This window comes from Pedobacter sp. WC2501 (assembly GCF_052682415.1).
This window is the reverse complement of the sequence record NZ_JBQZFI010000001.1, coordinates 2,290,938-2,311,074: the sequence shown is the minus strand read 5'-3', so window position 1 is coordinate 2,311,074 and position 20,137 is coordinate 2,290,938. Positions and strand designations below refer to the sequence as shown.

The 20,137-nt window shown below is 38.8% G+C and carries 10 protein-coding genes; all 10 read right to left on the bottom strand.

The genetic code is table 11. From position 1 onward, the window contains the following. Window positions 1-4: 4 nt before the first annotated feature. Window positions 5-2,263, bottom strand: a complete 2,259-nt coding sequence (locus ACUN24_RS09860) for a SusC/RagA family TonB-linked outer membrane protein (protein ID WP_445565132.1) — start codon at window positions 2,261-2,263, stop codon at window positions 5-7. Next, window positions 2,163-3,134: a carboxypeptidase-like regulatory domain-containing protein gene (locus ACUN24_RS09855; protein ID WP_445562340.1), complete on the bottom strand. Its 972-nt coding sequence runs from the start codon at window positions 3,132-3,134 to the stop codon at window positions 2,163-2,165. The genes ACUN24_RS09860 and ACUN24_RS09855 overlap by 101 nt, the downstream gene beginning before the upstream one ends. 318 nt (window positions 3,135-3,452) lie before the next feature. Next, window positions 3,453-5,900: a TonB-dependent receptor domain-containing protein gene (locus ACUN24_RS09850; protein WP_445562339.1), complete on the bottom strand. Its 2,448-nt coding sequence runs from the start codon at window positions 5,898-5,900 to the stop codon at window positions 3,453-3,455. 879 nt (window positions 5,901-6,779) lie between these two features. Continuing rightward, window positions 6,780-7,508: an acyl-CoA desaturase gene (locus ACUN24_RS09845; protein WP_445562338.1), complete on the bottom strand. Its 729-nt coding sequence runs from the start codon at window positions 7,506-7,508 to the stop codon at window positions 6,780-6,782. Window positions 7,509-7,775: 267 nt separating this feature from the next. Beyond that, window positions 7,776-8,273, bottom strand: a complete 498-nt coding sequence (locus ACUN24_RS09840; protein ID WP_025142534.1) for a phosphoheptose isomerase — start codon at window positions 8,271-8,273, stop codon at window positions 7,776-7,778. Between the two features lie 891 nt (window positions 8,274-9,164). Beyond that, window positions 9,165-10,721 (bottom strand): RagB/SusD family nutrient uptake outer membrane protein, encoded by a 1,557-nt coding sequence (locus ACUN24_RS09835; RefSeq protein ID WP_445562337.1) that lies wholly within the window; start codon window positions 10,719-10,721, stop codon window positions 9,165-9,167. A gap of 26 nt (window positions 10,722-10,747) precedes the next feature. Further along, complete coding sequence (locus tag ACUN24_RS09830; protein WP_445562336.1) at window positions 10,748-13,948, bottom strand: SusC/RagA family TonB-linked outer membrane protein; 3,201 nt, start codon at window positions 13,946-13,948, stop codon at window positions 10,748-10,750. A 1,311-nt stretch (window positions 13,949-15,259) separates the two neighbouring features. After that, window positions 15,260-17,536: a catalase/peroxidase HPI gene (gene katG, locus ACUN24_RS09825; RefSeq protein ID WP_445562335.1), complete on the bottom strand. Its 2,277-nt coding sequence runs from the start codon at window positions 17,534-17,536 to the stop codon at window positions 15,260-15,262. 184 nt (window positions 17,537-17,720) lie between these two features. Beyond that, the gene (locus tag ACUN24_RS09820) at window positions 17,721-17,867 is read right to left on the bottom strand and encodes a hypothetical protein (RefSeq protein WP_445562334.1); all 147 of its coding nucleotides are present in this window, start codon (window positions 17,865-17,867) and stop codon (window positions 17,721-17,723) included. 18 nt (window positions 17,868-17,885) lie between these two features. Then, window positions 17,886-20,114, bottom strand: coding sequence for an AAA family ATPase (locus ACUN24_RS09815; protein WP_445562333.1), 2,229 nt, complete (start codon window positions 20,112-20,114; stop codon window positions 17,886-17,888). Window positions 20,115-20,137: the final 23 nt, after the last annotated feature.

Here is a 20,137-nt window from a genome sequence, read left to right as displayed (position 1 = left end):
TTATTTAAAAACCAACATTAAGAGTAAACATAATTGTACGGGCAGATGGATAGGTAAATCCGGCAGAGCCATCATTATTACTACCCGAATCGAAAGAACTCGACTCCGGATCTACACCATAATATTTCGTCCACAACCATAAATTATTTCCGGTAACGGATAGTGAAGCATTTTTGATTGATTTAGCCGGCAACCAGTTCTCCGGTAAATTATACGTTAAACTTGCAGAACGTAAACGTACCCATGAGGCATCGCTTACAAAAGGCTCAGAAACGTTCCGGTAGTAGATACGGTAATAACCTTCTCCATAATTAACACCATCTACGGTATTCTGTCCCATCCATACCGGTTTGGTGTTTGGTGTTCCATTGGCTAATACACCATCAAATACCTTATACGACCTTCTGTCAGCAGTATAATCAGGCAATCCAAAGGCCGAATAAAAATCTTCTAACCAGTTGTATTTCTCAAATCCTAAACGTGCATCAAACAATACATTTAAACTGAAATTTTTGTATTTGAAAGTATTGCCCATACCGATGATATAGTTTGGCTGCGAATTACCCAGTAATTTTTGCTTGCCACCTGAAATGCTGGGGAATCCGTTTGCCCCAATCAGTAATGGAAGATTTTTATCCAGTACAATCGGATCTTCCGGCGTACTGCCATAATATCGGTTAAAATAACTGCCATAAATATTGCCATAAGGCTGCCCCTGGATCAGTTTCATCGTTACTCCGGCATTGCCATAACCTCTGGCGGCACCGTAAACAATTTCAGATATACCATTAGGCATACTCAATACCATGTTTCTGTTGGCCGAAAAATTAACATTTACATCCCACCTGAAATCTTTTGATACAATTGGTTTACCATTCAATACCAGTTCAACTCCCCTGTTCCTGATATCGCCGGCATTGATTGATTTGGTTACATAACCTACTGCCGAAGATATCTGTGTTTGGATGATCTGATCTTTGCTTAATGAATAATAATAAGTAAAATCGAAACCTAAACGATTTTTAAAGAACGACATCTCTAAACCGGCCTCGTAGGTATTGGTAAACTCAGGGCGAAGATCGGGATTACCAAGGTTTGGCGCAATGGTTAAACCACCTGTTCCGGTTGGCAACTGGATATAAGGAGAGTATCCGGTAAATGTAGAATACTCGGACGCATCCTTTCCTATCCTTGCATAAGACAAACGCAACTTGGCCTGATTAATAACAGCAGGCAATTTAAACTGATCGGAGAATACATAACTTAAACTTGCTGAAGGATAGAAAAACGATCTGCTCGCTTTTGGCAACGTAGAAGTGATGTCATTTCTTCCGGTTACGGTTAAGAAAAGGTAATTTTTGTAATCAAAAGTCGCTTCCCCAAAATAACCGATCAGTCTTTTTTGTTTCAAGGTCTGCGTTGGTGTAAGTACACCCGCATTTGCTAAATTAAAGAAATCGTACACACCAAGAATACTGCCTAAAGTACCAATCTCTTTCGATTTACGGTCGTAAAGCTCTTGTCCAAGCCTTAAAGTCCCGGTAATATCATCTGTTAGTTTAGAGGTTAATGTGGCAACTACAGTGCTGTTAATGGTTCTAAACTTAGTGTTGTATTCACCATAAAAGCCTTGGGCATTATCATACATGGCTTCAGTAGCATACATTGGTCCGCGGGCAGTACGCACACGGTTATCATTATAGGTATCTACACCCAAACGGTAGGAAAAATTAAGCCATTTGGCAGGATCATAACTCAGGCTTGCCCCACCAATAAACCGGTTAACATCACCTTTAAACCTGTTGTTTGCTGTACCCCAGATTGGATTATTGGTACCGAAGTATTTTTGAGAACCATCTGCATTCTGATAATCTGCCACATCATAACGCGGCGACCAATAAGCCAAACTTTCGCCAAAACGGTCTGCACTGTAAGTATACCCGCCAGAATTGGTGAAATTCATATTTACAGTGGCCTTAAATTTTGGACTGATGGTAAAGTCTGTATTTAAACGTCCAGAGAAGTTTTTATTATCGGTATTTGGCATCATCCCTTTTTGATATAACTGCGAAACAGAAGAGAAAAATTTAATTGCTTCACTTCCTCCGGCAACCGAAATTGAATTTTTAACCTGCTGACCTGTACCAAAAGCACGGTCGTAGTTATTGAACAATTGATCGGGGTGGGTCGGATCGATCAGTTTCGCTTCGGCAATGGTTGGGCCATCCAGGTCCAATTCCGCCTGGAGGGTTGGTATAAGCACCCAGCACACCCTGTGTATATTCTGTTTGTACATCTGGTGATTTTAATACTTCATCAAAACCATAACTACTGTTGAAATTAACGCTTACCCCATTCTGCTTTCCTCTTTTAGTCGTAATTACCACAACGCCATTTGCACCTCTTAATCCATAAAGCGCGGTAGCGGCACCTCCTTTTAAAATATTGATGGTTTCAATATCCTCCGGATTAATATCTGAAGCCCTATTGGTTACCCCTCTCGAACCGTATGCATTTCCATCGGGATTAGCTCCAAGAGTAGAGGTAGAGTTATCAATCTGCACCCCATCTATAACATATAAAGGATCGCCGGAAATGTTAGGGTCAATAGAGTTAACTCCCCTGATCCGGATACTGGCTCCCTGGCCGGGACCACCACCTGTGCTTGAAATTGTTGCACCTGCAATTTTACCTTGCAATGCATTAAGCAAGTTAGGCTGGTGATTATAATTCAGGTCTTCAGACTTAACAGATTGTGCAGCATAACCTAAAGATTTAGCCTGTCGGGTAATTCCTAATGCAGTTGAAATATTTACTTCCTGCAGTTCCTGCGCATCAGAAGCCAGCCCTACATTAACGGTGGTTTTACTGCCAACCGTAATTTCCTGTGTTTTATACCCAATAAGGCTGATAACCAGTACAGCATTAGTTGAGGGCACCTGAATGGTAAAGTTCCCATTGGAATCGGTAGAAGTACCGGTTGTACTGCCCTTGATTTTTACGCTTGCTCCGGGTAATGGACCTCCATCATCAACAGCTGTTATTTTTCCTGTTATGGTTTTTACCTGTGCCATTGTAGATAGGCCTGTCAGTAAAATGCACAGAAAAAAAAGTGAGGTAAAGATTTTTCTCATATCACAATTATTTAGGTTAAGGATTTGTTAGTTATTGCAATATATGGTTTTTACAAACACAAACACGCACAAAACACGATCAAATAAGCCAAATTCCGTACAATTTTTGATACAAAAAGCCTTTACCTGCAAAAACAGGCAAAAATTCTAGATTAAAAACGCAAAACACTCAACAAAATTAAACAAACAACAAAACAAGAAATCCACAACCCTACTTATTGTACATTTCACACTATATACAAACAACAACTACCCTTAAAGCAAAAAAGTCTTCCCGAATTATCGGAAAGACTTATATTACATAATCAGATTGGATTTTTACTGCTGAACGCCACCACCCATTCCACTTCCTTGTCCTGGTTGCTGATCTTGCTTCACGTCATCGTTTTTGATTTTTTTCTTCTCTGTAAATTTAAGTTTACCAAAAGTGTAACTAAAGTTTACTGTATAGTTACGCAATGGGTAATAAATGTTTTGGCTTTGATAAATTGTGCCTCTTTGATTAACAGCATTATTAACAGTTTTGATGTGAAGGTCTTTTGTAAAAGGATTTAAAACCCCTAATCCAATACTTCCTTTTTTCTTAAGTATTTCTTTTTTGAATGACCCACCATAGATATAAAATGGGTCTGTAACACCTTGATAGGTGCGTCTTTTAGAAGTTATTACGTTAAACAACTCAAAGTTATAACCTTTACCAAACCCATATGCTGAGCGTACGAACCAATTGAAGTTAAAGAAAGTACCCGTATTAACATTCGTTTCGTTATTGGTTACAGAATAGGTGTTTCCTGAAAAGTTGGTCATTAAAGTCCATTTTGGTTTAAGATTGTACGATGCAAAAACATTAAATCCGTAAACGGGAGCAGTACCAACATTTATGTAAGAAGTTAATGTCTTGTTTACACCATTTTCGGTAATTGGTGAAATCGAATTCTCAATTACGCCGACTGTGCGACGGTAAAAAATGGAGGCATTAATTATCGACCCTTTGATAAAAGTATTATATCCTAACTCTAAATTATCACTTAACTCAGGGTTTAATTGTGGATTACCTTGCATAATATTAAACTGGTCGCTTTCGTTACGGAAAGGATTTAAATAAGATTGCGACGGCCTTTGTACGCGACGGTTGTAGCTTAGTTTTATCGTAGCACCACCTTTTAAATTTTGCGAAATAATTGCACTTGGAAATAAGTTCAAATAATCATTTTTCTGAATACCACTACTTTGCGTATTAAAATCTATCCGGGTATACTCAGCTCTTACTCCACCTTTAAATTTTAACTTTTTAGTTAAATCAAAACTGATTACACCATAAGCTGCACCCACATTTTGGTTATATTCAAAATCTTGGGCAGTGTTATCAAACTGACTTTGTATATCGCGTAAAATTGCTTTTGCACCAACTTCTAAAGTTGTTTTTTTGCTGAACGGGTAAGTATAATCTGTTTGAAAGGTATACTCATTATTTTTACCGTTATTATTACTTATTGTTTGTAAACCTAATGGGAAAGCTGCCGAAGTAAGCAAATTACTGAAACTTGTCGGTGTTCTACCATTTGATAATTGTGCCGATATAGAGAATTCCTCGCCTTCTTTTTTACTGGTTTTACGGTAATCAACATTCCAGTCTAAGTTTCTGAAAGTCATGTCCATATTTCCAACATTAGATGCTGCCACATTATTGATTAAATAATTTGTTTCACTTGGACCTCCGTTAGAAAAACTATTAAACTTTGCGGTCGTACTAATATTGTTATAAGCATTAAAATCGTAATCCAAACCTACACTACCATTATATCCGTTACGGCTCCATTTAGAAAATCCACTTTGCGAGATATTATTTGTTGTACCATCCAGGTAAGTTGTATTGGTGATAAATTCAGTTTGTGATTTTTGAGGATAAGCTAAATTTGTACCCAAACTTGTATTCACACTTAGGCGGCCTGTTTTTGCCGTTAAATTAAATGAACCATTATTCTGGCGAGTTCCTGCTGCAGCATTAACTGAACCACTCACGCCCTGGGCATTCGATTTTTTGGTGATGATGTTAATAATGCCGCCTGAGCCTTCAGCATCATATTTAGCAGAAGGGCTGGTAATTACTTCAACCGTTTTAATTTGCTCTGCCGGAATCATTTTTAATGCATCAGCAACACTACTGGCCATTGTGCCAGAAGGTTTGCCATTAATTAACACACGAACAGCACCGCCACGAAGTTGAATATTTCCTGTAGGGTCAACTGAAAGCATTGGTACTTTACGCATTACATCAGTAGCGTCGCCGCCGGCATTTGTTCCATCAGCCTCAGCGTTATATACCATCCTATCAATTTTATTTTCGATAATGGCTTTGGTTCCCTGAACCTGGACATCGGCCAGTGTATTTTCGCTTGATGAGATATAAATTGTACCCATATTATTATCGGGTTTTGATGGTGTGGTGGTAACCAAAACAGATTTTGTTTTGTAGCCCATAAAACCAATCATCAATTTGTATGAATCAGGAGAAACGTTCTGTAAACTTAGTTTTCCTTTTTCGTCGGTTACGCCACCATTTACAGATTTGTTGTCTTTTACATTAATTAAAGAAACCGTTGCATAATCAATCGGTTTTTTAGTTAATGAATCGAGTATGGTTGCAGTAATACGTCCGGTAACGGCAGATTTTTTTGCCCCTCCTCCAAATCCTCCAGTGGGAAACTGGGCATGTGCGTTAAAAAATATTCCAAGAATAAAGCTTAATAGTAAAAGTTTTTTCATTTTAAGAGTAGGTCTTTTGTAATTAGTCTACGCAAATTGCATTTTGTTACAATAATACGCTATACTTTTTACACCAACTCTATTAATTATCCGGCAAACACTATACTTTTACCGGTGAAAGGAATTATGGATGACAAAGGATAAAAATAGTTTACTGGTTAATTGTTTAAATCGGTTAACTATTGGAAATGGACAATGAAAATTTTAACCATCATCCACACAAAACAGTGCAGGAAAGAAATCTATTAATCCGTGTTTCCGCCGCAAAAAACCTTAGGTTGTTAATAAAGAGTTAATGATGGTCTGTGGCGACACAGACCACGGCGGAGGAATTAAATGAATGTCCATGGAACACAGATCATGGAATAGCATTTCTCCAATGCTGTCGAAATGAAGGAATGTGGATGTATTCTGTGTTTTTTTCCGTGCTTCCGTGGCAAAAACTGTGAAAACACAGACAATGGAATGAAGATGTTTTTTTTCGCATCCGTGGTTAAAAAGATTTCGAGAAACGAATGCGTTTTGATCTGAAAAGCAGGATCCTGTTTTTATCGGTTGCGATAGCCCTGCCATTCGCTTCAATCTTTTTGAGGTGCTGTTATGCTATGATACAAGTATCCGTTTCATAGGCTGCAGATGCTTCGTGCCTCAGCATGACAGTATAGGTAAGGTTACTGCGAACAAAAAGGATTTTCGCTGCTGTCAGGTTTAGTTAACACAAAACAGTGCAAAGGAAATTTATTAATCCGTGTTTCCGCCGCAAAAAACCTTAGGTTGCTAAAAAGTGATGGTCTGTGGGGACACAGACCACGGCGGGAGAAATCGACGCGAGAACTCAAATTCTTTCTGCTTTGGTCTTTAGTCTTTGGCCTTAAAACTTTAAACCTTTCTGATTTTAATAATTTTCATCCAGTGCAATACTTTCATTACCGGATAGGTTGGATCAAATTCCCACCATTTGGTAGCAAAGTTAGGACTGTTCGGTTTTTTGTGGTGGTTGTTCTGAAAAAGTTCACCCATCAGCAAGAAATCCCAAGGTAAAGAGTTTTTACTATGATCATCATTATCATGGTTAGAATAGCCATATTTATGACCACACCAGTTTACAATTGCCCCATGTAAAGGTCCCATTAAAAAGTGGATCGGCAATAAGATATACAGCCACCAGTGGTTGGCAAAAGCAATATAAAAGCCAATATAAAATAAACCGCATGCAATTCTCCATCCCCATGAATTTCCAATCTTATCCACGATTGGCCATTCGGGATAATTACCCTGAAAAGCTGGTTCCGGCTGTATTTTATATTGCAGGTAATTCATATACATGTTCTTTGTTGCAATCATCATCCCGAAAACATCCTTAAAAAAATGTGGCGAGTGCGGATCTTTCTCTGTATCACTATAGGCATGGTGCATCCGGTGCAGAATGGCATAAGCCCTGGGATTTAAAAATGATGAACCTTGCGAAATCAGCAATATCAGGTAGAAAAAGCGCTCCCAAAAAAGCTCCATTTTAAACATCTTGTGAGAAGAGTAACGGTGAAGGAAAAAGGTTTGGCTAAACAGGGATAAAAACCAATGGCAAAGAAAAAAAATAAGGATGATCATGTATGGGGTTATATGCTATATTAACGTAATTTGAAAGCATTTAGTTTTTAATCGAGTAGAAAACTGCTTCAAATTAAATGTTTAGACAAAAGAATAGGTTGTATCATAAGTATATATTGTCATCCTGAACTTGTCGAAGGACCTCTTTAAATACGTTTTAAGGTGTTTCGATACATTCGTCAAGCTCAGTACAGGCTGAGCTCAACATGACAGCATTTGAGTTGAAATTGTCTTTATGGTACAACCTCTTCTTTTTTAAATTATTTATTATCTACCGAAATCGTCTTGAACACGTACAATATCGCTTTCATCTGATGGGTTTGAAGCATCGGTATGTTGCCATATTTCTGCCACAACACCCCAATCTTCTAAACCGATTAAACGGTGGCGTTCGCCTTGTTGTAATTTAATCTGGTCTTTTGGTGCGTATTTTTTCACTTCACCTTCCTCGTCAGTTTGGCTGGTTTTGATGCCAACGGTACCGGTAACCACTTGCCAAATTTCAGCTCTGCGGTGGTGATATTGCCACGAAAGGCGTGTATTTGGTGCAACGATTAAAATTTTCGGGCTTAATTTACCGCCAATTTTAAGGTCTTCAACATTTAATCCATCAAAATAGGTATCAGCAAATTGTTGCGCCTGCGCTTCATCTATTACAAAGAAACCACCCCAGGGACGGGTTTCATCGCGGTTTACTACATTAAAACCTTCAATTTTTAAACGTTGCGCTACGCTTTCGAATATTTCTTTTTTGTCGTTTGTCATTGATAAAATATTAGTTTTTCTAATGATTGCTGAGGTTCACAGGGATTCATTCATCGCCTGTGTGGTTCAATAATTTGCCGCAAAAATAAGCCTAATAAATTAAAAAAGCCCTTTCATACGTTATTTTTTTAAATGCAATTTACGAATCACCTTAAAATCCATATAAACATTACTTAGCGGTGGTAATTATTGATTATTTAGATCTTCATTTGACTGCGCTTCAGTCAGGAGATGACGACTTTTAATAACGTTCTACTCACCTAATGAAAAATGGTTATCCGAATATCGGGCACCCGTTTTTGTTAAAATTATTGATGGTCGGTGTGACACCAACCATTAGAAAAATATTCCTTTAAAGGTATACTACAGACATTTTTCGTTCATAGCGTCACCCTGACCTGTAGCGCAGCGGAAAGCTACCCAGTAAACCGAGCCTTAAGCGAGCTCACCGAAGGTAATTTATTTCAGGGTCTATTTAGCAGGAAAGATGCTGAAATAAATTCAGCATGACGATCGCGCTAGTTTCAAGGGCTTAAAATTAGTCATTATAAATAAATATTAATCGAATTGAGGTTATTATAAAAACCAATATGAAAGAAAGGAGATTTTAAGGCGATAAACGGCCTCGAAATATCGTCATCTCGACCGCAGTGGAGAGATCTTTTAAAACAGTTCAATGATTTCTCCATTCCACAGAATCCACCCGATAGCAATCGGATGACGGCCACTCTCACTTAAGGTCCGGTTTAGTTCGTGGCCTCACTGCGCTACAGATCAGGGTGTCGACAATTAAAAAGCGGCTATCCGAAATATCAGATACCCGCTTTTTTGTTAAAACATTCCTCATGGTCGGTGTGACACCAACCATTAGAAATAATAAGATACTGTTGTTTAATAACCTGGGTTTGGAGTCAGGTTAGGATTATTTTTAATTTCCGGAGTAGGAATCGGGAACAATAAATGTTTGGTTTGCAAAGGCTGGTTTACACTCTTGTTAATATGGCCAACAAAATTATCGAACCCATTGGTGCTTTCATTGTACACTTTACGTAACCGCACCATATCAAACCAGGTAATGCCCTCGTAACACAGCTCATGCCAGCGCTCTCTCCAAACGGCTTCTTCAAACTGTGTCTGGCTCAAACCTGCAAGATCAGCCAGTTGCGCTCTTCTCCGCACGGTATTTACCGCAGCATAGGCAGCAACATTCGGACTGCCATCTGCCCTGTTTTGTGCTTCAGCATAAATTAACAAGGTTTCGGCATAACGGATCTGTGGAATATTCAGATCGCTCCTGCTGGTTCCCTCTACGCCTAGTGTTCCATTTGCAATCAGATCAAAGTGTTTAAAAATATAAGGTTTACCACGGTTAACCAGTGGCATTTTAAATCCATCGGTATAATAGTCGGTAAAGAAATAACCTTCTCTGTTTTTAGCCCTTAAATCTCCTGCCTCATACGAGCCATAAAAACTGGCCGTTGGAATTGCAGTTCCAATCCCGTCAATTTTAGAAACCAATGGCTGATGCAAAGGTAAATAAGATGATTGCAAAGGGTTACCAGCTCCGGCAGCGTCATTGTACTGGATCCCGAATAAATGCTCCACTTTATTGTCATTCTTTGCATCGTGCATGGCTCCATAATCAGAAAACAAACCAAGTGATGCCGGATTACCGGTTGAATAATCGATTACCTCTTTAGCCTTATCTGCAGCTAATTTATAATAAGCTGCTCCTTTGTTAAGGGGTTGTCCTGCCATGGTTAAATATACCTTTGCCAGTTCAGATTTAATTGCTGCTGTAGAAACACGTCCGCTGGCATCCATAAAAGGCAAACCGGCCGCTTCTGCAGCCACCAGGTCATCAACAATGAGTTTGTAAACCTGTTCCTGTGGTGTACGTGAAGGAGAAAAATTAGGATCGTTAGGGCTGGTAATCGGTTTAGTGATTAAAGGCACATCGCCCCATAAACGTACCAGGTAAAAATAGGCCCAGGCCCTGATGAAAGACGCCTCTCCTAAGATCCTTTTCTTCTGTGCATTGTCCATCGGGTTAATGCCCGGAACTTTATCCAACACCAGGTTGGCTTGTGCAATTACTTTATAAAATCCATTCCAGTTCTGGTTAACATGCAGATTTGTGCCATCATAAATGAGTGAATATAAATTGTTCAGATCGGAGTTTTGTGCGGTTTCGGTAGATTGTATCCCGGTTGGCGCATCAAGCATCTGCCAGTTGTTGGAATAAATACCAGCCCCGTTTCCAATAAACCTGATCTCTGCATAAACAGCAGCAATACCTGCTTCTGCATGTTCTGGTAAAGTATAAAAATTATCAGGCGAAAGATTGGTGGGATCTGTTTCATCTAAAAACTTCTTACAGCCTGAGTTCCCTATTATAGCGACGCTGAGCAACAACAAAGCAGCGATATTTTTTATGTTTATTTTCATGTTGATATCCTTTCTTTAGTTAATGTTTATAATCCAATGTTTAAGCCTACCATGAAAGTAGTTGGCTTTGGATAATCGAAAAATGTTTGGCCTTGTGCAAATGCATTTCCATAAGTAGTTACCTCGGGGTCGTTACCTGTGTACTTTGTGGCCAGGAAGAAATTTTGAACAGATGCGTAAACACGGAGTTTGCTTAAGCGTAATTTTTCGACAAGTGTTTTATCAAAAGTATAACCCAGTAAAAGGTTTTTTCCACGGATGAAAGAACCGTCTTCTAACCAGTGGGTATCTACGTTGGTTACATACCCGGCAGATTGATCCCTGATTGCGGCAATCGGTGTATTTTGATTCTGGGGAGTCCAGGCATTTAATACGCTGGCAAAACTATTGGCCTGTACCTGTCTGTCTTCACCCGAGTGATGGGTCATATTCAACACATCATTGCCATAAGAGTATTGAAGTTCTACAATCAGCTCTAAGTTTTTATAGCGGAAGGAGTTACCAAACGATCCCCAGCCTTTCGGTGTTCCGTTACCAATAATCTGGCGGTCGGCATCTGTAATGGCATGATCGCCGTTTACATCCAAATATTTAATATCGCCGGGAAGCAAGGTTTTACCACCACGGTAACTTACATATTTGGCTGCTTCTGCCCTTTCGGCTTCGCTCCAGGTGCCTAAACGTACCAGCCCCCAGAATGAACCCACAGGCTCACCTACCCTGATAATACCGGTTTGATTGGTGAAATTTGGATTACCCACACCAAAAATATCGTCAGGAGTAGCCAGAGAAAGTACCTTGTTGCGGTTAAGGGAGATATTGAAACTCGTTTTCCAGGTAAAATTGTTGGTTTGTACGTTTACCGTATTAATTCCTAAATCCAAACCTTTGTTCTGCATAGACCCGATATTTTTTCTGATCACCGAGTACCCTGTGGTACGTGGAACCGGGGCATCCAATAACATATCGGTTGTTTTTCTATAATAAAGATCGGCCTCTAAATTAATGCGGTTGTTCAATAAGCCTAATTCTAAACCGGCATCAACCTGTGCGGTTTTTTCCCAAACCAGGTCAGGATTGGCCAGCCTGCCTACACCGATACCGGTTACCTTACTATCATTAATAATAGCCGAATTATTAACCAATGTAGCGAGCGACTGATAAGCAGGGAGCTCTGAGTTACCACTTAAACCATAACTGGTTCTTAGTTTTAAGTTAGAGATGGTTTTGTTTCCTTTAAGGAAATCTTCGTCTGAGGCTTTCCAGGCAAAGGCTGCCGAAGGAAAAAAGGCGAATTTATGGTTCTCTCCGAATTTGGATGAGCCATCTACCCTGCCTGTAAAAGTAACCAGGTATTTATCTTTAAAGGCGTAGTTTAACCTGCCAAAATAAGAGTTAAAAGCTGACCGATTCCGGCTGGAGCCCACAGTAATCGATTTACTTCCGGAGCCCATGTTATTGTTTCCGTAAAAATCGGTTACAAAATTCTCGGCATGACTGGTATTGCTAAAGAAATTGGTGGCCTGCCAGGAAATCCCCAATAAGGCATTAATGGCATGCGATTCGGCAAAACGTTTGTTATAGGTTAAATAGTTTTCCAGCGACCAGAAGGTTTCCCGATCATTGGTTACATTCGCCGTTCCATTCTGTCCATCAGAGATCCCGTATAATTGTTTGGCATTGTACTCGTTAATGTTACGGCTCACAATATTGGCACCTAACTGGGTACGGAATTCTAAATCTTTGCTAAAGCTAATGGTAGAGTAAATACTTCCCAAAGCAGTTTGGGTAACCATTCCGTATTTCTGATCGGTTAAAATGTGTACCGGATTGGAGCCTCCTTCTGCCCACGGAATCAGTTTATTATCGCCCCACTTGCCATCTGCCAGTTTAATGGGCAGAAAAGGGAATGCTTCTGTAATCATGCGGACTGAATTTAAACCGCCTGTTCCCTGATCAACAATGTTTTCATTTTGGTTATTGTAGCTCAAATTACCGCCTACCTTTAACCAGGGTTTAATTTTACTATCGAAATTAAACCTGCCCGAATAACGTTTTAAATAAGAATTCAGCAAAAGCCCCTCATCATCGCGATAGCCTGCAAAAACCCCGTAAGTGCTATTTTCGTTTCCACCCGTAAAACCCAGCTGGTGGTTTTGCGAAAGTTTGTTCTGTGTAGATTCCTTTAACCAATCGGTATTGTATAATGGATTTCCATTGCTATCGAAAAACTGAGGTAAGGCAATTCTGGCTGCTTTTGGTACGGGTGTGGATGCGTAACTTCCCGCTGCCCAACCTACCGGATCGTAAACCTTGATGTTCTCATAAGCCAGATCCTGCACTTTAACGTACTCAAAAGCATCAAGCATCTTCACATGGTGGGCGGCCAACGTATTGATGCCAAAATCTGCATCATAGGTAATGCGCTGGGCATTTGCAGTTCCTTTTTTGGTCGTAATTAAAATTACCCCATTTGCACCCCTTGCACCGTAAATGGCCGTTGAAGAAGCATCTTTTAACACCTCTACAGAAGCGATATCACTTGGGTTAATGTAATCAATAGCGTTACTGTTCTGGGTTTGCGAGCCAACCGGCAAAGCCACACCATCTACCACATAAAGCGGATTGTTGCTCGTATTAATTGAGCTAAAGCCACGGATTTTGATATTCGTTTGTCCGCCGGGTCTACCCGAGTTGGTGTTTACCTGTACGCCCGAGATCCGGCCAGCGAGTGCCTGGTTTAGCGATGAAGACGGACGTTCCTGCAGTTCGCTGGCTTTTACCACCCCAACGGAACCCGTAAGGTCTGTTTTTTTCACCGATCCATAACCAATTACCACCACTTCATCTAATTTATTGGCTTCCGCAGGTAGCATTTTAACACTAATATTTGCTTCATTGCCAACGGTGATATCTTTATTTTGATAACCCACATAAGAAAAACGGATTACTTCATTGGGGTTGGCCTCAATGCTGAATTTACCAGCTTCGTCAGTTACCGCAGTTTTACCTGAAGAAATGTTTTTGATGCCTACTCCCGGAATAGGCAGGTTTTTTTCGTCTGATACGGTTCCGGTAATTACTTTTCGGTTCTGAATATGTACTAAAGGTACATTCAGTTCAGCAAATCCCTCGGATTTTTCAGCAACCGGATTCATCGAAAAAGCAGGACTATTGAGCAAAAAAAGCACAGAAAGCCCTGAAATCTTTAGTAGATTAATTTTCATTGGTTTAGGTTTAGTAAATGGTTAGTTAATAATATATCGTTTAAACTGCCAGCAGATAAAACGTTTTATCAATTCTTCAATTAAATAACAATTGACGGCAAATCATCATTTTTAACCGGAGGGCTTTGAGTTAAAAGCAATTGTGTGTGATCGAAAATCATATTTTAACCGGGTTAAAACTACACACAAATCAACTACACAGACATATACTGCACCGCAGCGCATCAATATTCTTAAGCTCATCGTCATATTTGGTTATTGATAAATCGATTTATCAATTCAATATTAATTATTTTATCACAAAATCAAGAATATTATTTTAGCAACTAAAATTACGTTTTCGTATCAATCCGATTACAGTATGATTACTTTTACAGGCAATAAAATTTTTGAATAAATATTCCAGCTAAATCAAAAAATGGCGCGATCTAAATTCATTAATCTTCAACCATTTAAGCGCTATTTTTAATAACTGATGAAAAAATTTATTCTTTTTATAAAGGAAGGAATCAGATTTCTTATCGGCAACATTGATCAATATTACTTTTACCAATGTGGTGTATGGAGTATTGCCGTATATAAATGAGAAAGCCCCATATTTCTATGAGGCTAATTATTTTGTTTTATTCGCATCCACCAATAAAACTAAACCAAACAAACTAATGAAATTAAAAGACAAATAAGTTTGAGAATTGTTTTAAGAAATAAAAAAATCTTTCAATATTTTTTATTTGGGTTATACCGATCCTGCAAAGTGAGATCGGTATCAGACCATGATAAAAAGCGATAATGCAAAATAAAGAGGCTGTATTATAAATAGAATTGTCATCCTGAGGGTTAATTAATTGTTTAAAATCAATATAAAACACAGCAATTACCTACGCGTAAAAATTTCCTCAAGTTACCGTCATTTCGAGCGGAGTGCAACGCAGTCGAGAACCACGAAGTGCTCAGCGAAGCTAAATCTAACTTAATAGATCTCTCCATTTCGCTGCGCTACAGTCGAGATGACGACCATTCTATTGGAGCCTGTCTTTAGGCTTTCATACCATATAAGGACATGTAAGCTTATATGGTTCTTAAATGTCTTATATGGTCAAAAAAATAACACTAAATATCAGTTGTTTACATAATCGTCATTGCGAGAAGGCTTTTTCAGCCGATGAAGCAATCTTACAACGATCGCTACTAGCGTTCGCCTTAAGATTATTCATTTTTGCATATGTTTTTAAAGGCATTCATGAGCTCGCTTCGTTCGGTTATCTTCGTTCCTCGCAATGACGATTTTTCTATTGGAGCCTGTATTTCTAATTAATTTAAATCAAAACGATCTAAATTCATCACTTTATTCCAGGTGGCCACAAAATCTTTCACGAATTTACCTTGTGCATCCGAACTTGCATACACCTCTGCTATTGCCCTTAATTCTGCATTAGAACCAAATACCAGATCGGCGCGGGTTGCCGTCCATTTTGGCTGACCAGTAGAACGGCTGCTGCCGATGTAAAGTTCTTTATCTTCTGCAACGGCTTTCCAGGCGGTTTCCATATCCAATAAATTCACAAAGAAATCGTTGCTAAGCTGACCTGGTTTTGTAGTCAGGACGCCATTTTTAGAACCGTCGAAATTGGTATCCAGTACACGTAAACCACCTATCAATACGGTTAATTCTGGTGCGGTTAAAGTAAGCAACTGGGCTTTATCAATCAGGAATTCTTCTGTAGCAACTGGCGATTTAGATTTACGGTAGTTACGGAAACCCTCTGCCACCGGCTCTAAATAACCAAAAGATTCTACATCAGTTTGTGCTTGCGATGCATCCATCCGGCCTGGCGTAAAAGGAACAAGAACAGCATGTCCGGCATCGGCGGCCGCTTTTTCTACAGCAGCAGTACCTGCCAGTACAATTAAATCAGCTAAAGAAACTTTTTTACCCTCCATTTGTGCTGCATTAAATTCATTTTGAATACCCTCCAATACGCCCAATACTTTTTGCAATTGCGGAGGATTGTTAACAGCCCAATCTTTTTGTGGTGCCAAACGGATCCTCGCACCATTAGCGCCCCCGCGTTTATCAGAACCACGGAAAGTAGAAGCCGAAGCCCAGGCAGTAGCAACCAGTTCGGCCACACTCAATCCTGAAGCCAAAACTTTTGCCTTTAATGCGGCGATATCACTTTCGTTAATTAATACATGATCAACCGCAGGTATCGGATCCTGCCAAAGCAATTCTTCCTGTGGTACATCCGGCCCCAGGTAACGCGCCACAGGCCCCATATCGCGGTGGGTTAACTTAAACCATGCCCTTGCAAAGGCATTAGCAAACTGATCAGGGTTCTCTAAGAACCGTCTTGATATTTTTTCATAAGCCGGGTCGAATCTTAAAGAAAGATCGGTGGTCAGCATTGTTGGCAGGTGTTTTTTCGATCCGTCAAATGCATCAGGAATAATCGCTTCAGCATTTACCGCTTTCCACTGGTGTGCACCGGCAGGGCTTTTAGTCAACTCCCATTCAAATCCAAAAAGGTTTTCAAAGAAATTATTACTCCATTGCGTTGGCGTGGTGGTCCAGATTACTTCCAATCCGCTCGTAATCGCATCAGCACCTTTGCCAGAAGCATAACTGTTGCTCCATCCTAAACCCTGGCTTTCTATACCGGCTGCTTCAGGCTCTTTGCCTACATGATCTGCTGAAGCAGCACCGTGGGTTTTGCCAAAAGTATGTCCACCTGCAATTAAGGCCACGGTTTCTTCATCATCCATCGCCATACGGCCAAAAGTATCGCGGATATCTTTAGCAGCAAGAATCGGGTCAGGGTTTCCATCCGGTCCTTCAGGGTTTACATATATTAATCCCATCTGCACGGCTGCAAGTGGTTTTTCTAAATTACGGGAGTGTACATCGCCATCGGCATCATCGTCTGTAACCACCACACCATGTGCTTTATCTGCACCATCAGAGCCGTGTCCGTAACGAAGATCGCCACCCAGCCAGGTCGTTTCCGAACCCCAATATACCGATTCGTCAGCTTCCCAAACATCCTCGCGCCCGCCGGCAAATCCAAAGGTTTTAAACCCCATCGATTCTAAAGCAATATTACCAGTTAAGATCATTAAATCTGCCCATGAAATTTTACGCCCATATTTTTGTTTAATTGGCCAAAGTAACCTGCGTGCTTTATCAAGGCTCACATTGTCTGGCCAGCTGTTCAGCGGCGCAAAACGTTGCAATCCGGCACCAGCGCCACCACGGCCATCGCCCACCCGGTAGGTTCCGGCGCTATGCCAGGCCATGCGGATAAATAAACCTCCATAGTGACCGAAATCTGCCGGCCACCAATCCTGCGAATCGGTCATCAGTGCATAAAGGTCTGCTTTTAAGGCGGGCAGGTCTAAACTTTTAAAAGCATCTGCATAATTAAATTCGCCATCCATTGGGTTAGATAAGTTGGAGTGCTGACGCAAAATGCCCAGCTTTAACTGCTTCGGCCACCAGTCGCCATTTCTGGTACCACCACCACCTACATTGCTCTTCATGCTGCCGTTATGAAACGGACATTTGCTGATATCGTTCGATTCTTTTTCCATATATCAATTTGTTAGTAAAACCTGGCCTATTGTTAAAACTTAACCAGATGATATAAATTTAGAGAATTGAAAGAACTAATCACAATCATTTAATTCTATAACGGAATAGTTAACATCTATTACTATGGTATATCAGCAATTTAGGAGGACGAAAGGGCCTTGATCAATAAAATTTAACTTTATGTTAATCGTTGTTTAAAATTGATGAAAATAATCCACCTAGTTCAAAAGAAAAAAGATTGTCAGCTTTTACGCTCGTAAAGCCACGACTTTTTAATAACTGAAGAACAATATATTCGAGAAGTGCTCCTTTTAAATTGCCTGCTTTCATATTTGGATAAAGATATCGTTATGCCACGATTGCTAACTCTTCTTCTGATTCCCGATACATCATTTTATAGTGCTCTTCATGACCCATTTTGATGAAAATCTGTTTAAATATCTCAAGGTATTTTTCAAGTATAGTCTCTTGTTGTTCTATATATAAATCATCAGGTAGTCCGTGAGATCCATCATTTATCCAGCAAACTAAAGAACGACATATCTCTTGTTCTTGATGATTATCGAAGCTTTTTATAAGATCATCATCAGCATATTTTCCTAAAATTTTGAAATAATTTTCAATTATTCTTCGCATTGTATTTTGAATAGTGATGCCTGAGTTTTGTTGGGTATTCTTTAATTCCTTCCAAAGTAGTTCATAAGAACTTTGGATTGGATTTTCCATTCCATAAGACTGAATACTGGATATGTTATTGTTTTTCCGTATAATCCAAAAATTTGTATCACCATTTTTTGGTGTTCTTCCATCTATAAAGGATACTTCTTTATGAAAATAAACATTATGAGTAAGTAATATAAGCTGCTTTACACTACCTAAATTTTGTTTAATCGATTTAATAATCTCTTTGATTAAAGAACTTACTACAAAAAGGATATTGCTATCAAGACTAGAAATAGGATCATCAACAATTAAAATTCTTTCTTCAGTTATAGTATCTTCTTGTATACTCCCTTTAGATAATTGTAGATAATATAAAAAAGTGATAAATGTTGCCTCACCCTCACTTAAAGTAGATTCTGCCATTGTTCCATCTTGCCTCAATATTTGATATTGATTGGCCTCTGTTTTAGAAGGAACTATCTCGAAGTTTAAAAAACCGTAAGATTTTAATAATCGATTTATCTCATCTACAGATGGCTGTACACTTGTTACGTTCTTATTAGCTGTCTTTATATTTTTATTTAATTCTGAATACTGTTGTTGAAGTGCTTGATGCCGTTTTCCTATAGCTTCAATTCCCTTTGATAATCCTTCTTGTTTTTTTACAAACGAATCTATTATACCATGATGAGAATCAATCAGATATTTCCAAATAGAATTAATCAAATGAGTTTTTTGGTTAGAATAATCGTCAACAATAGCGTTATGAGATTTTATTTCAATATTATACTGATCAATAATTTGCTGAATTTTCTCTAATTGTTCTTTTGTTGATATTAATTCCAAACTTCTGCTGGGTTCTTTTGCCTTATTGCTCAATAACTCTTTGTTAGCTATAAATTGATTTATCAGGGTTTTTAAAGAAGCAGAAAATAGGTCAATATTAAGTTTAGAATCAGGTTTCGCTTTTTCTTGACTTTCGATTTGTTCCAAAAGATTTTGGATATTCAGAGCATCCCTGTTGTATTGTATCGATAAATCCTTAACTATTTGTACATCCTTTGTAAATGTCTCATCAAAATAATCTTCTAGTTGCTTTTTAAAATTTTCATCAATAGTTTTTTGCTGGCAAAAAGGACATGTTTCATCTTCTGTTAGGTAATTCCTTCCTTCATTAACCCAATCATTAAGATTTAATTTTTGAATTAATCCTGCAATCGCTACGTCTGATTTACCAATAATTTTTCTCTTCCATATTTTATCAACTTCTATTTCAAGAAAATCATTAAATACAATCGAAGTGATTGAGTTCATCGCTGCTGGTGTTGAACCAAATATTATTTGTGCTTTTTCTTTCAGCTCTTCAACCGTTAATAAGGATTCTTTGTTATTATCAAACTCATGTAATAGTTTATCTCTAAAAGTATCTTTTTTAAGAAATCCTCTGAATGCATCTTTAAAATCATCCTCGTTTTCCTTGTAAATATCTGTCCATACAACTTCTTTAAAATTATTTTCTTCTTGCAGTTTTGTTTCTTCTTGTTTTAGAAGACTAGCTTTCTTTTCTATGCCTTTTGTTTTGAGTTCAGCTAATTCCTGCTGCATTTTCTCAATTTTTTCAATGTCGTCTTTTGTTGCCTCTCCAAGCGTAAATACTCCATCTATTTTACCTTTTCCAAAATTTCTGTCGCGAAAATCTTTATTATATACAAGTACATTTACAGGTAATTCGCCCTTCCATCCAAGATTACATGCATCGTAAAGCGGATTTGAATTATCATAAATGTATTTGGATAAAGTTGTTTTTCCACATCCATTTGCGCCATATACGAAATTGATTTTTTTTAAATTATCAAATTTTATCCCAGCCGGATCGTAAGTGGCAATACCTTTAATGGTGATTGATTCTAACATAATTCGTTATTTAGATTCTTGTT